Below are 13,202 nucleotides of genomic sequence, written 5' to 3'. Positions count from 1 at the left end.
CTGCGGGCTGATTACTTGTAGTCGCGCCATTCCTCTGGCGTCTCGTCACGATCGCCATGCAAATGCCGCTCGTAGACTTTCACAAATGCCTGTTGCGACTTGATGTCAGGCTCGTTTGCAGCGATGTTGCGCCGTTGCACGCTCTCGCAGAAATAGGCCAGTGCGCGCTTGAGTTTGCACAGCAGGCTGTTGTCGAGATGGAACCCCTGATTGCTCAACGCCAATTCCAGCCCTTCCAGGGTGTATTCGCAGACGTTGTAACGTACCAGCAGATAATTTGACTCGCGTCCGGCGACGGCAGCCAGACCTTCCATGCCCTCCAGCAGGGCCAAAGCGCGCTCGGCTTGCCCTTCTGGCAAGGCGTGGAACACGATTTCACGGTCTTTTTCGAGGTCACACGGACGCATAACACTCCTGGCAGGCCCAAGCCTGATGTTTACAGGGCCAGTATAGCGGACTAGCCGCGGCGCTTATAGCCACAGCCAGCGGCTCAACTTACCGCCCCTGCAGAATCTGCAAGCCCTTCAGCAGATTCAGCGCCTGGTTCACTTGATAATCGTTCTTCGATACAACCTCGCCTGGCTCCAACGTGACCGGTTTCACTGGCGCAGTTTCCTTGCCATCCTTGCCCGGCTTGCCGGCTGGCGGCGCCTTGATTTCGCTGTCCGGTTTGGCGGGTTCCTCGCCCCCGTTCGGGTTGCTCAGATGCTTGTCGAGATCGGCCTCGCGCACCCCCAGGCTTTCCTCCTCGCTCGGCAGGCTCGGATCCTGCACCACGATATCGGGCTCAATCCCCTTGGCCTGGATGGAGCGGCCGTTCGGAGTGAAGTAGCGGGCCGTGGTGAGCTTGATCGCCGTACCATTGCCGATCGGCAGAATGGTTTGTACCGAGCCCTTGCCGAAGGTACGGGTTCCCATGACCACCGCACGTTTGTGATCCTGCAACGCACCGGCGACGATTTCCGATGCCGATGCAGAGCCGCTGTTGACCAGCACCACCATGGGCACCTGCTTCACGCCCTCGGGCAGTTTGGCGAGGTAATCCGCCTGCATCGGGCGCAGATAAAACTCACGGCTCGCGGTCAGGCGCATCTTGGCGTCTTCGGTGCGGCCTTCGGTGTATACCACCAGACTGTCGGGCTTGACGAAAGCCGCGGTCACCGCCACCGCGCCGTTCAGCAAACCACCCGGATCATTGCGCAAATCCAGGATCATGCCCTTGAGTGGCGCCTTGTTTTCCTTGTACAGCGCGTTGAGTGCGTCGGCCAGCAGCTCGCCGGTGTGCTCCTGAAATTGCGTCACACGGATATAACCGTAGCCGTTTTCCAGCAGCTGGGATTTGACACTGCGGATCTTGATGACGGCGCGGGTCAGGCTCAGCACGATGGGCTTGTCCGTACCCTTGCGGGCGATGGTCAACTTGATCGTCGAGCCTGGCTTGCCACGCATCCGCTTCACAGCATCGTTCAGCGACAAGCCCTTCACCGGCGTATCGTCGAGCTTGATGATCAGGTCGCCCGGTTTGACGCCGGCCTTGAATGCGGGCGTGTCCTCGATTGGCGAGACCACCTTGACGAAGCCGTCTTCCATGCCGACCTCGATACCCAAACCGCCGAACTCGCCCTGGGTCCCGACCTGCAAGTCCTTGAAGCCCTCGACATCGAGATAAGTCGAATGCGGGTCCAGTCCGGTCAACATGCCATTGATCGCGCCGTCGATCAGCTTCTTGTCTTCGACTGGCTCGACATAATCGTTCTTGATGCGGGCAAACACATCGGTAAAGGCGCGCAACTCTTCGACCGGCAGCGCTGTAGCAGCATCCTTGTCGGCCATTGCCGAGAGGTTGACGGTTAACGCCGCGCCAGCCATCACGCCGGCCAGACCGACGAGTATGAATTTCGCCTTTTGTGTCATTTCACTTCACCCATAGGAGGGGATTAACAGGACGGCTTTGGTGCCGCATTTCGAAGTACAAACCCGTGTCGGGCTGGCCGCCACTATTGCCCACGGCCGCAATCGGATCGCCGGGCTGAACCCGTTCGCCCACCTGCTTATACAGACTTTCATTATTGCTGTACAGACTCATATAGCCCTCGCCGTGGTCAACAATTATGAGGTTGCCAAAGCCGCGCAGCCACTCGGCAAACACCACTTGTCCCGCAGCAATCGCCTTCACCGCAGCGCCTTGCCCGGCCCGGATGAAAAGTCCTTTCCAGCTCACCCCGCCACCCTCTCTCGGAGCACCAAAGCGGTTCATGAGTTCCCCGGCAACGGGCAGCCGCAATGAACCTTTCAAGCTCGAGAACGGGCGCCCCGAGTTGAAGGCAACCGGCGTTTCAGTATTGACCGCCACGGCCTTGCGCGGCTGACCGCCGGTACTTTTCGCGGCCTGCCGGGATTTTTGCGCATTTTTGGCCTGCTGAGCGGCGCGGGCACGCGCGGCTTCACGCGCCGCCTGCTGTGCCATCACACGGTTCAGACGCTGAACCAGCTGGGTCAGACTGCGTTCGTCACGCTTGAGCGTGGAAATCTCGCGCTGCTGCTGCTGGATCTGCACAGACAACTTGCTCAGCAACTGTTCGCGCGCACGCTTTTCTGACAGCAATTGCCGGTTCTCACTTTCGCGCGCAGCCTGCAACTGCGACAACTCGGAGGATTTCTCGCTGACCGCCTGTTGCAATGCGGCCAGTTGCGCAAGTTCGGCGCGCAGCGCTTCGATCTGTTCGTGCTGGGCACGCGACACATGCGACAAGTAGCGCAAATCGCGCGCAAGCTGATTCGGGTCTGCGCCATTGAGCATCAACTTCAGCGCATCGCCCTGGCCACGCTGGTAAGCCGAGCGGAGTGCCTGCGCGAGGTGCGCCTGCTGCTGGCGAATGCTTGCCGCTGTCGCATCGGCCTGCTGCTGCAAGCTCAGCAGTTCATCCCGGGTTCGCACCCGCTCGCCGTCGAGCTGACGCAGTTGGCGAACGCCACTGCTGATGGCCTGTTCGGACTGGCGCAGTTCATCCACCGCTTCCTTGCGATGCGTCTGGGTTTTGCGGAATTCCTGCTGCAGGGTATCGAGGCGCTGTTTGAGCGCCTTCAACTCGGATTGCGTGCGATCGACCTGATTGGCGCCAACACACAGCGGCCAGCACAAGGCCAGCAAGAGCAGGTGGCGGAAGGCAGCCGCCTGGGGTTTACTCAAAACGAACCAGGGCTTCACCGGTCATTTCGGCAGGCTGCGGCAATCCCATCATTTTCAGCAGCGTGGGGCTGATGTCTTCGAGTGCACCGGTTTCAGCCAGGCTGGCATGCCGCCGCCCAACGTAGATCAGCGGCACCAGGTTCAAGGTATGCGCGGTATGCGCCTGGCCGGTGACTGGATCGAGCATCAATTCGGCATTGCCGTGATCGGCCGTCACCAGCACTTCGCCGCCGCGCGCGCGCTGGGCCGCGACGACCTTACCCAGACAGACATCGACGGTCTCGATCGCCTTGATGGCCGCCTGCAGGTTGCCGGAGTGCCCGACCATATCCGGATTGGCAAAGTTGCAGACGATGAGGTCGTACTGCTTGCCCTCGATTGCCGCGACCAGTTTGTCGGTGACCTCATACGCGCTCATCTCGGGCTTCAGATCGTACGTGGCCACGTCCGGCGAGGGCACCAGCACGCGGTCTTCACCGGGAAAGGAAGCTTCCTCGCCACCGTTGAAAAAGAAGGTGACGTGGGGGTATTTCTCGGTTTCGGCAATCCGCAACTGTCGCAGTCCCCTATTGGCGAGATATTCGCCCAGGCCGTTCTTGATCCGCTCGGGCGGAAAAGCCACCGACACCACGAAATCATCACTATAGCCGGTCAGGGTGCAATAGGTTGCCAGACGCGGGGTGACCTCGCGCTCGAACTCACAGAAATCAGGCTCGATGAACGGCCGCGACAACTGGCGTGCGCGGTCGGAGCGGAAATTGAGGAACACGACCGAATCGCCATCTTCCATCTTGACCGGCTTGCCGTCCGGCGAAGCGATGGCCGTCGCCTTCACGAACTCATCCGATTCACCGCGTGCGTATGCCGCTTCAAGGCCGGCCAGCGGAGAGTCGGCGAGAAACTCGGCACGCCCCAGCGTCAGCAGGTCGTAGGCCGCCTGAACCCGCTGCCAGCGACGGTCGCGATCCATGGCGTAATAACGGCCAATCATCGACGCGATATGCCCGACCCCGGTCTGTTCGATTTTTTCGCTCAGCCGGCGCAGATAGATTTCGGCGCTTTTCGGCGGCGTATCCCGGCCATCCACAAATACGTGCAAACACACTTTGTGCAGCCCTTGTCGCGCTGCCAGTTCCAGCAAGGCATGGAAATGCAATTCGTGGCTATGCACGCCGCCATCCGACAGCAGCCCCAGGATATGCAGCGTCTTGTTGTTGTCCCGCGCCAGATGGATGGCATTCAGCAGCGCCGGGTTGGTGAAAAAATAGCCCGATTCGATCGCCCGGTCGATACGGGTAAATTCCTGATACACCACGCGTCCCGCACCGATATTCAGATGCCCCACCTCGGAGTTCCCCATTTGCCCCTTGGGCAGCCCCACTTCCGACTCCGATGCGTGAATCAGGGTGTGGGGATTTTCTTTCCACAGGCGATCGAAATTGGGCTTGTCAGCCTGCGCGATCGCATTGTCGGCGCGCTCGGCGCGACAGCCAAAACCATCGAGAATGATGAGGAGAACCGGCGTGGTCTTCATGAAGAAATTTCTATTGCCTAACTCGTTTTTGTGGGATTAGTTTAATATATGCATGATTTCTAATCTATACGCAGCCCATCAAATCGGGGCAGTTTTCAGCTCGACAATGGGCGTTTGGCCGTAAATTTTCCAAGGCCTTTCCAGGAAATCACCGCGCATCAAGAGTACTACACGAACGGGAACAAGGTAACGAATATGGCAGCAGAGTGGGACGAAGTGGACCTGATGGACAAGGACGAACACATCGAGCAGGCGTCGCGCGCAATGAAGGCCATGTCGCACCCCCTGCGCCTGAAAATCCTCTGCGTGCTGGGCGACAAGGAAGTCAGCGTGCAGGATATCGTCGACCATGTCGGCACGTCGCAAAGCAACATTTCCCAGCACTTGGCCATCCTGCGCGACAAGGGCGTATTGCGTACCCGCAAGGATGCCAACCGGGTGTTTTACCGGGTAGGCGACACCCGCACGCTCAAATTGCTGGGGATGATGCGCGACGTTTTCTGCGGTTTCACCAAGTAATCCCCCGCACACAGAAAGACCCGGACGCGCTGGCGTACCGGGTCTTTTTTATTGCCGCAAGGCACAGTTTACCTACACGGAACAGAGCACAAACGCACCATGAGACAGAGTGGCTAGGTGCGCGCTTGTAGCGCATACTGGCAGCGCCTTGCGCCACCGCAAGGCTGAAAAACAAGCACAAGCAATTGATAATAATAGTTAATTAGCGTATTCTAATAGACAGTTTCAGGAGAGTCGTCCGTGCCTGCATTGAGTCCCGCCCGTTTGTTTTTGTACGCCTGCGCCCTGCTGCCGGCCCAGGCAACCTGGGCCGCCCTGCCGTTTGCTGTCGCGCCGGTGCAATACCGAACTGCGGCCAGCGGCTATTCCACCGAAGCAGTGGTCGAGGCGGTCAAGCAATCGACGCTCACCGCCCAGGTATCGGGGCGCGTGGTGGCGGTCAATTTCGATGCTGGGGATACGGTCAAGGCGGGCGCAGTGCTGATCCGCCTCTCGGCACAGGAGTTGTCCTCTGCGGTTGCGGGCAGCCAGGCGCAAGTGGCTCAGGCCAGCGCCAATCTGACCAATGCGCGTGCCAATTACGAACGCCAGAAACAGCTCTTCCAGCAAAAATTCATCAGCCAGGCCGCGCTTGACCGCGCCACGTCCGACTATCGTGCCGCCGAAGCGGCCGCGCTCGCCGCGCGCGCCGGCGTCGGACAGTCGACCGCACTGTCCAGCTACACCACCATCGTCGCGCCTTTTTCCGGGGTGGTTTCCGCCCGCCTGGTCGAAGTGGGCGAGTCCGTGACGCCCGGCAAGCCGCTGATGACCGGCTTCGACCCGAAAGACATGCGGGTCATTGCGAGCATTCCGCAATACAAGCTGGCCGACGTCAGAACCGCGGCCACGGTTGCGGTGGAAATCCCCTCGCTCAACAAATGGATCGAGGCCACCGGCGTGACCGTGCTGCCGTCGGCCGACACCGCCACCCACACGGTCAAGGTGCGCCTCAACATGCCGGCCAACCTCGAAGGCGTGATTCCCGGCATGTTCGCGCGTGCGCATTTTGCAATGGGCAAGGCCCGCAAGCTCAGTATTCCGGCGAGCGCGCTGGTGCGGCGTTCCGAGATCACGGCCGTCTACGTGGTGAAAGGCGATCACGTCAGCCTGCGTCAGGTGCGTCTCGGCACGCCGGATGCAAGCGGTCAGGTTGAAGTGCTGGCCGGCCTGAACCCGGGCGAAATCATCGCGCTGGAAGCGGTCAAAGCCGGCATCTACGCCAAAAGCCCTGCCAACGCCCCTCAAAACTGATCGGTGACGCGCATGGGACCCTCCGGACGCATCGCCCGCTTTTTCCTCACTTCCCAGCTGACGCCGCTGATCGCCCTGATCGCGGCCTTGCTGGGGCTGTTCGCCATTCTGGTCACGCCGCGCGAAGAAGAGCCGCAGATCAACGTGACCATGGCCAACGTGTTCATCCCCTTCCCCGGCGCCTCGGCAAAGGATGTGGAGGCGCTGGTGGCCACACCGGCCGAGCAGGTGCTGTCGCAGATCGCCGGCATCGAGCACATCTACTCGGTGTCCAAGCCCGGCATGGCGGTGCTGACCGTGCAGTATCTGGTGGGGCAGGACCGCACCCAGGCGCTGGTGCGGCTGTACGACACCATCCAGGCCAACCGCGACTGGGTCTCGCCCGAACTCGGGGTCGGCGAGCCCATCATCAAGCCGCTCGGCATCGACGACGTGCCCATCGTCACCGTGACCCTGTGGACCCGCGACCCGGCGCGCGGCGCGTTCGAACTCGAACAGGCAGCACACGCCGCGGAAACGGAGTTGAAGCGCATCGCGGGAACGCGCGAAGTCACCACCGTCGGCGGCCCCGGGCGAGTCGTGCGGGTGATGATGGACCCCGACCGCATGGCGGCCTTCAACGTCTCGGCCAAGGACATCCGAGATGCCCTGCAGGTGTCCAACGCCGCGCAGCCGTCCGGCACGCTGGTGTCGAACAATCAGGAAATCCTCGTCCAGACCGGCACCTTCCTGGCGGGCGCCGACGACGTGAAACAGCTGGTCGTCGGCGTGGCGCAAGGGCGGCCGGTCTACATGAGCGACATCGCCACCATCGCCGCCGGTCCCGACCAGCCGGCGAACTACGTCTGGAACGGCCCCGGCACGGGCAGTGCACATCAGGCCGACAAAGGGCAGACTTTTCCCGCCGTCACCCTGGCGATCTCCAAGAAACCGGGCGAAAACGCGGTAGAGGTTGCGGAGAAAGTCATCGCGCGCGTCAATGCGCTGCAAAACAGCGTGCTGCCCGAAGGCGTCGAGGCCAGCGTCACCCGCAACTACGGTGCCACGGCAGACGACAAGGCCAAAAAACTGATCCAGAAACTGATCTTCGCCACCGCCTCGGTAGTGCTGCTGGTGCTGTTCGCCATCGGCAAGCGCGAAGCGCTGATCGTCGGCGCGGCGGTATTGCTGACCCTGGCCGCCACCCTGTTCGCTTCGTGGGCGTGGGGTTTCACGCTCAACCGGGTGTCGCTGTTCGCGCTGATTTTCTCGATCGGCATTCTGGTCGACGACGCCATCGTGGTGGTGGAGAACATCCATCGCCGCATGAAGCTGGACCACGATGGACTCGAGGCGATCATCCCGCGCGCGGTCGATGAGGTCGGCGGCCCAACCATTCTCGCCACCCTGACCGTCATTGCCGCGCTGCTGCCGATGGCCTTCGTCTCCGGCCTGATGGGGCCGTACATGAGCCCGATCCCGATCAATGCCTCGATCGGCATGCTGATCTCGCTCGCCATCGCCTTCATCGTCACCCCATGGCTGGCGCTGAAACTGATCAAACAGGAGGCGCATGCCGGGCACGACGGCGATGACAAACTGCTCGCCCTGTTCCGCACCCGCCTCACCCCGTTTTTGCGCGGCGCAACCGGCATGCGCTCGCGCCGCTTGCTATGGCTCGGCATCGGGCTGGCCATCCTGATCTCGGTCGCGTTGCCGGTGGTGCAGCTGGTGATCATGAAAATGCTGCCGTTCGACAACAAGTCGGAATTCCAGATCATCGTCGACATGCCGGTCGGCACGCCGCTGGAGAAAACCGCGCAGGTGCTCGCTGAAATGGGGACAGCGGTCGCCGCGCTGCCGGAAGTCACCGACTACCAGGCCTATGCCGGTACCGCGGCGCCGATCAATTTCAACGGACTGGTGCGCCAGTACTATTTGCGCAGCGGCCCCGAAATCGGCGACCTGCAGGTCAACCTGGTCGACAAGCATCTGCGCGACCGCAAAAGCCACGCCATCGCACAGGGCATCCGCCCGACCGTCGAAGCCATCGCAAAAAAACATGGCGCCGACGTCAAAGTCGTCGAAGTACCGCCCGGCCCGCCGGTGATGTCGCCCATCGTTGCCGAGATCTACGGCCCCGACTACGACGCGCAAATCGCCGTTGCCAAGCAGGTACGCGGCGTGTTCGAGCAATCCGAAGGCATCGTCGCCATCGACGACACGGTGGAGGACGACGCCCAGCGCTTCGTGCTGCGCGTGCTGCAGAACAAGGCCGCGATGGCGGGCGTGGCGCAGAAAGATATCGTCGCCGCGATGAAGATGGGGCTGTCGGGCGAGAACGTCACGCCGATCCACGGCAGCGGCGCCAAATACGAAGTCCCGGTGCGCATCACCCTGCCGCCGGAACGCCTGAGCAGCCTCGACGAACTGCTGAAGCTCACCGTGCGCGGCAACGACGGCCACCTCGTCCCGCTGTCCGAACTGGTCGAGATCCTTCCCGGCACGCGCGAAAAGACCATCTATCACAAGGACTTGCTGCCGGTGGTGTTCGTCGTCGGCGACACCGGCGGCGCGCTCGATTCGCCGCTATATGGCCTGTTCGAAATGCGCGGCGACCTCAACGGCAAAGCGCTGAAGGAAGGCGGCACGCTGGCGGAATATTTCATCAAGCAGCCCGACGACCCCTATAGCGGCTTCGCGCTCAAATGGGACGGCGAATGGCAGGTGACCTACGAGACCTTCCGCGACATGGGCATCGCCTACGCGGTCGGCCTGATGCTGATCTACATCCTGGTGGTCGCCCAGTTCAAGAGCTACCTCACGCCGCTCATCATCATGGCGCCGATTCCGCTCACCGTCATCGGCGTGATGCCCGGCCACGCGCTGCTCGGCGTGCAGTTCACCGCCACCTCGATGATCGGCATGATCGCGCTGGCCGGCATCATCGTGCGCAACTCCATCCTGCTGGTCGACTTCATCAACCAACAGGTCGATGCCGGAATGGACTTTCAGGAAGCGGTGATCCAGGCCGGCGCCACCCGCGCCAAGCCGATCGTGCTGACCGGCGCTGCCGCCATGATGGGGGCCTTTTTCATACTCGACGACCCGATTTTTTCAGGGCTCGCAGTGTCCTTGATATTCGGTATCTTCGTCTCCACCCTGCTTACTCTGGTGGTGATCCCGGTGCTGTATTACGCCACGAATTACCGCAAACATTCCTCACCTCAATAGGAGCTTCACCATGACCGTCGAACGCATCGTTCGTATCATTGCCGGTTTTTTCATCATGCTGTCGCTGGCGCTGGCGCATGCCTCCGGCAGCGCCGACCTGGCCCAGCCTTCGTGGCTGTGGTTTACTGCCTTCGTCGGTTTCAACCTGTTTCAATCCGGCTTTACCCGCTTCTGCCCGCTGGACATCGTGCTGAAAAAAGCCGGCGTCAAACAGGGCTGCGGCCTCTAAACGAGAAGACTTCTTATGGACATGCAATTCATACAAGACAACTGGATGCTCGCCTCACTGGCGGCGGTGTCCGGCGCCATGCTGATCTGGTCATTCATCGGCAGCAAAATCTCCGGCATCGAGGAAGCCGACACGCTGAAGGCCACCCGCCTCTTCAACGACGACGCGCTGGTGCTGGACGTGCGCGAAGACAAGGAATTCGCTGCCGGCCACATCCCCAAGGCGAAGCATATTCCGCTCGGGCAGTTGTCCGGTCGCCTCAAGGAACTCGACAAATTCAAGGGCAAACCGGTTCTGGTCACCTGCCGCAGCGGCCAGCGCTCGGCGCGCGCCTGCGGCATGCTGAAAAAAGCCGGATTCGAGACCGTCTACAACCAGGCGGGCGGCATCATCGCGTGGGAACGCGCCAACCTGCCCGTCACCAAATAACCCATTCACCGAGAAGGAGCCACCATGGCTAAAGTTGTCATGTATTGCACCGCCGTTTGCCCGTATTGCGTCTCGGCCGAGCGCCTGCTCAAAAGCCGCGGCGTCACCGACATCGAAAAAATCCGCATCGACCTCGATCCGGCAAAACAGGACGAAATGATCGCCCGTAGCGGCCGCCGCACCGTGCCGCAAGTATTCATCGGCGACACCCATGTCGGCGGTTTCGACGACACCGCCGCGCTGGATGCGGCCGGCGGTCTGGTGCCGTTGCTCGCCAGCGCCTGATCCCAGAAGCCTGCGCTTGAATTCATGGCGCGCGCCTCCACCTTGAGGCAACGATCATTTGCCTCAAGGAATCCTGATGGAACTTGCCTGCCCCCACTGCCTGGCGCTCAATCGCGTGCCGGACGAACGCCTCGCCGACGGCCCCAAATGCGGCCAATGCGGCACGCTGCTGCTGCCCGGCAAGCCGGTCGACCTCAACGCCAGCAGTTTTGACCGCTTCATCGCCAAGGCCGGCTTGCCGGTTCTGGTCGATTTCTGGGCCGACTGGTGCGGCCCCTGCAAGATGATGGCGCCGGTATTCCAGCAGGTCGCCGCCGACATGGCCACGCGGGTGCGTTTTGCCAAGGTCGACACCGAGGCCAATCCGCAGGTCTCGATGCGTCACCACATCAAGGGCATCCCCAGCCTGATCCTGTTCAAAAATGGCGAGGAAGTGGCGCGCGTGTCGGGCGCGATGGAAGCCAACGCGCTGAAGCGCTGGCTGTTGACACAAGGCATGTAACAAGCGCGTGTAAAATACCGCCTGTCCCGGAGCGTGCGCTCCGGTTTTTATTGACCCAGGAAACCATCATGACCGACGCACTGCAGCCCACATTCAATATCGAAAAACTCTACGTCAAGGATCTGTCGGTGGAAGTACCCAACGCCCCCGCCATTTACCTCGAACGCGAAGCGCCGCAAATTGAAGTCAACATGTCGACCGAAAGCCGCCCGCTCGGCGACGACATGTACCACACCAGCATCACCGTCACCGTCACCTCCAAGATCAGCGACAAGACCATGTTCCTGGTCGAGTGCACCCAGGCCGGCGTGTTCCGCATCCAGAACGTGCCGCAGGAACAGATTCCGATGGTGCTCGGCATCGGCTGCCCCAACATCGTGTTCCCCTACCTGCGTGAAACCGTGTCCGACGTGGTGATCCGCGCAGGCTTCCCGCCCCTGCTGCTGAACCCGGTCAATTTCGAAGCGCTGTACGCCCAGCAACAGCAGGCCCAGCAGCAGCAAGCCGCCCCCGCCCAAACGCATTGAGCCGGGCTTGTTGAAACCGCTGCTCACGGCCGGTTTTCTGCTGGCGCTGGCGCATCCGGCCAGCGCGCTGGAATATCGCAGCACCGCGCGGCCTGCCCTGCTTTACGACGCGCCTTCCACCGCTGCCGGCAAAATCGCCGTCGCGGGCAGTGGCGTGCCGCTGGAGGTGGTGGTCGACACCGACGCATGGATCAAGGTGCGCGACGCCAGCGGCCGCCTGAGCTGGGTCGAGAAATCGGCACTGGGCGGCGCAAAAACCGTCATGGTCAAGGCTGAAACCAGCACGCTGCGCAAGCAGCCGCGAGCGGACGCCGAAGCGGTGGCGCAAGTCGCGCGCGGCGTGCTGCTCCAGCTGACCGGTCCCGCCGATGCCTTCGGCTGGCTGCCGGTGAAGCATGCCGACGGCCTGACCGGCTGGCTGCCCGCACACGAAGCCTGGGGCCGGTAAACGCATGGCGCGGGCCCGCTTATGAGCATGAAACTTGGCGTACTCGGCGCCGGCGCCTGGGGCACCGCGCTGGCGGCCAGCTGGGCGTCCCACCACAGCGTCAGTCTGTGGGGACGCAATGCGGGCGAACTCGACGCCATGCGCGCCCAGCACGTCAACACCCGCTATCTGCCCGGCTGCCCGTTGCCGGACAGTCTGCGATTCAACCCGGATTTCACCGCTGTCGTCGACGCCGCCGAGCTGATTGTCATCGCCGTGCCCAGCGGCGCGCTGCGCCCCACCCTCGCGGCCCTCGCGCAGCATCCCGCACTGCCGCCGCTGCTGTGGGTGTGCAAGGGCTTCGAACCCGGCAGCCGCAAGCTGCCGCACCAGCTGATTGCTGAGCTGCTGCCCGCCCACGCGCAATCCGGCGCGCTATCCGGCCCCAGCTTTGCTCAGGAAGTGGCACAGGGCTACCCCACTGCGCTCACCCTCGCCTCGCATGACCGCGTACTGGCGCAACGCCTGGCCGCAGCATTGTCCGGCCAGCGCCTGCGCATCTATGCCCATGACGACGTCATCGGAGTCGAGATCGGCGGCGCACTGAAAAACGTCATGGCGATCGCCGCCGGCATTTGCGACGGCCTGCAGCTCGGGCACAACGCGCGCGCCGCGCTGATTACACGCGGACTGGCTGAAATGACCCGCCTCGGCGTCCAGCTCGGCGGCCACGTCGAAACCTTCATGGGGCTGTCCGGACTCGGCGACCTGATCCTCACCACGACCGGCGACCTCTCGCGCAACCGCCAAGTGGGGCTGCGTCTGGCGCGCGGCCAGAATCTCGACACCATACTCAGCGAACTCGGCCATGTCGCCGAAGGCGTCACCACCGCGCGCGAAGTCGCCGCCCTTGCCAGCGAACAGGGCGTCGACATGCCGATTACCCGCACGGTCTGCCAGATGCTGTTCGAGGGGCTGCCTGCCGCGCAGGCGGTCGACGCGCTGCTGAACCGGGACATCAGGTCCGAGTTTTAACGCTGTCCGGAGCCGCCGG

14 protein-coding genes are annotated in these 13,202 nt (G+C 62.2%); 10 read left to right on the top strand and 4 right to left on the bottom strand.

Annotation, left to right across the window (positions count from 1 at the left end; translation table 11 throughout):
• Positions 1-11 precede the first annotated feature (11 nt).
• The 4 genes from IV098_RS04055 to gpmI all read right to left on the bottom strand — a co-directional run bounded on the left by IV098_RS04055 (position 12) and on the right by gpmI (position 4,724).
• Positions 12-407: a hypothetical protein gene (locus IV098_RS04055; RefSeq protein WP_296886530.1), complete on the bottom strand. Its 396-nt coding sequence runs from the start codon at positions 405-407 to the stop codon at positions 12-14.
• Positions 408-495: 88 nt separating this feature from the next.
• Entirely contained in the window at positions 496-1,914 is a 1,419-nt protein-coding gene (locus IV098_RS04050) for a S41 family peptidase (RefSeq protein ID WP_296886529.1), read from the bottom strand.
• Between the two features lies 1 nt (position 1,915).
• Complete coding sequence (locus IV098_RS04045; RefSeq protein ID WP_296886528.1) at positions 1,916-3,190, bottom strand: peptidoglycan DD-metalloendopeptidase family protein; 1,275 nt, start codon at positions 3,188-3,190, stop codon at positions 1,916-1,918.
• Positions 3,183-4,724 carry a 2,3-bisphosphoglycerate-independent phosphoglycerate mutase gene (gene gpmI / locus IV098_RS04040; RefSeq protein ID WP_296886527.1) on the bottom strand — a complete coding sequence of 514 codons (1,542 nt, stop codon included), beginning with the start codon at positions 4,722-4,724 and terminating at the stop codon, positions 3,183-3,185. Before gpmI ends, IV098_RS04045 begins: the two co-directional genes overlap by 8 nt.
• 195 nt (positions 4,725-4,919) lie before the next feature.
• Between gpmI and IV098_RS04035 the strand changes: the two genes are divergently transcribed.
• The 10 genes from IV098_RS04035 to IV098_RS03990 all read left to right on the top strand — a co-directional run bounded on the left by IV098_RS04035 (position 4,920) and on the right by IV098_RS03990 (position 13,183).
• Positions 4,920-5,243 carry a helix-turn-helix transcriptional regulator gene (locus tag IV098_RS04035; RefSeq protein WP_296886526.1) on the top strand — a complete coding sequence of 108 codons (324 nt, stop codon included), beginning with the start codon at positions 4,920-4,922 and terminating at the stop codon, positions 5,241-5,243.
• A gap of 240 nt (positions 5,244-5,483) precedes the next feature.
• Positions 5,484-6,536: an efflux RND transporter periplasmic adaptor subunit gene (locus tag IV098_RS04030; RefSeq protein ID WP_296886525.1), complete on the top strand. Its 1,053-nt coding sequence runs from the start codon at positions 5,484-5,486 to the stop codon at positions 6,534-6,536.
• Positions 6,537-6,548: 12 nt separating this feature from the next.
• Positions 6,549-9,749: an efflux RND transporter permease subunit gene (locus IV098_RS04025; RefSeq protein WP_296886524.1), complete on the top strand. Its 3,201-nt coding sequence runs from the start codon at positions 6,549-6,551 to the stop codon at positions 9,747-9,749.
• A 10-nt stretch (positions 9,750-9,759) separates the two neighbouring features.
• Positions 9,760-9,978, top strand: coding sequence for a DUF2892 domain-containing protein (locus tag IV098_RS04020; protein WP_296886523.1), 219 nt, complete (start codon positions 9,760-9,762; stop codon positions 9,976-9,978).
• 15 nt (positions 9,979-9,993) lie between these two features.
• Positions 9,994-10,407 carry a rhodanese-like domain-containing protein gene (locus IV098_RS04015; protein ID WP_296886522.1) on the top strand — a complete coding sequence of 138 codons (414 nt, stop codon included), beginning with the start codon at positions 9,994-9,996 and terminating at the stop codon, positions 10,405-10,407.
• Positions 10,408-10,431: 24 nt separating this feature from the next.
• Complete coding sequence (gene grxC / locus IV098_RS04010; protein ID WP_296886521.1) at positions 10,432-10,692, top strand: glutaredoxin 3; 261 nt, start codon at positions 10,432-10,434, stop codon at positions 10,690-10,692.
• A 76-nt stretch (positions 10,693-10,768) separates the two neighbouring features.
• Complete coding sequence (trxC, locus tag IV098_RS04005) at positions 10,769-11,194, top strand: thioredoxin TrxC (protein WP_296886520.1); 426 nt, start codon at positions 10,769-10,771, stop codon at positions 11,192-11,194.
• A 68-nt stretch (positions 11,195-11,262) separates the two neighbouring features.
• On the top strand, positions 11,263-11,721 hold the full coding sequence (gene secB, locus IV098_RS04000; protein WP_296886519.1) for a protein-export chaperone SecB: 459 nt from the start codon (positions 11,263-11,265) through the stop codon (positions 11,719-11,721).
• Positions 11,722-11,728: 7 nt separating this feature from the next.
• Positions 11,729-12,169 (top strand): SH3 domain-containing protein, encoded by a 441-nt coding sequence (locus IV098_RS03995; RefSeq protein WP_296886518.1) that lies wholly within the window; start codon positions 11,729-11,731, stop codon positions 12,167-12,169.
• Between the two features lie 27 nt (positions 12,170-12,196).
• Positions 12,197-13,183, top strand: coding sequence for an NAD(P)H-dependent glycerol-3-phosphate dehydrogenase (locus IV098_RS03990; protein ID WP_296886570.1), 987 nt, complete (start codon positions 12,197-12,199; stop codon positions 13,181-13,183).
• The last annotated feature ends 19 nt before the right edge of the window (positions 13,184-13,202 follow it).

This window comes from Thiobacillus sp. (genome assembly GCF_018780105.1).
In the GTDB taxonomy this organism is placed as follows: Bacteria; Pseudomonadota; Gammaproteobacteria; order Burkholderiales; family Thiobacillaceae; genus Thiobacillus.
Note: the sequence above shows the minus strand (reverse complement) of the source record. Positions and strands in the feature narration are given on the sequence as shown.

What these genes read in the sequence shown, in the direction of transcription:
- trxC (WP_296886520.1), top strand. Translation starts at nt 10,769, where the DNA reads ATGGAACTTGCCTGCCCCCACTGCCTGGCGCTCAATCGCGTGCCGGAC.
- IV098_RS04015 (WP_296886522.1), top strand. Translation starts at nt 9,994, where the DNA reads ATGGACATGCAATTCATACAAGACAACTGGATGCTCGCCTCACTGGCG.
- IV098_RS04055 (WP_296886530.1), bottom strand. Translation starts at nt 407, where the DNA reads ATGCGTCCGTGTGACCTCGAAAAAGACCGTGAAATCGTGTTCCACGCC.
- gpmI (WP_296886527.1), bottom strand. Translation starts at nt 4,724, where the DNA reads ATGAAGACCACGCCGGTTCTCCTCATCATTCTCGATGGTTTTGGCTGT.
- IV098_RS04050 (WP_296886529.1), bottom strand. Translation starts at nt 1,914, where the DNA reads ATGACACAAAAGGCGAAATTCATACTCGTCGGTCTGGCCGGCGTGATG.
- IV098_RS04020 (WP_296886523.1), top strand. Translation starts at nt 9,760, where the DNA reads ATGACCGTCGAACGCATCGTTCGTATCATTGCCGGTTTTTTCATCATG.
- IV098_RS03990 (WP_296886570.1), top strand. Translation starts at nt 12,197, where the DNA reads ATGAAACTTGGCGTACTCGGCGCCGGCGCCTGGGGCACCGCGCTGGCG.
- IV098_RS04035 (WP_296886526.1), top strand. Translation starts at nt 4,920, where the DNA reads ATGGCAGCAGAGTGGGACGAAGTGGACCTGATGGACAAGGACGAACAC.
- IV098_RS04025 (WP_296886524.1), top strand. Translation starts at nt 6,549, where the DNA reads ATGGGACCCTCCGGACGCATCGCCCGCTTTTTCCTCACTTCCCAGCTG.
- grxC (WP_296886521.1), top strand. Translation starts at nt 10,432, where the DNA reads ATGGCTAAAGTTGTCATGTATTGCACCGCCGTTTGCCCGTATTGCGTC.
- secB (WP_296886519.1), top strand. Translation starts at nt 11,263, where the DNA reads ATGACCGACGCACTGCAGCCCACATTCAATATCGAAAAACTCTACGTC.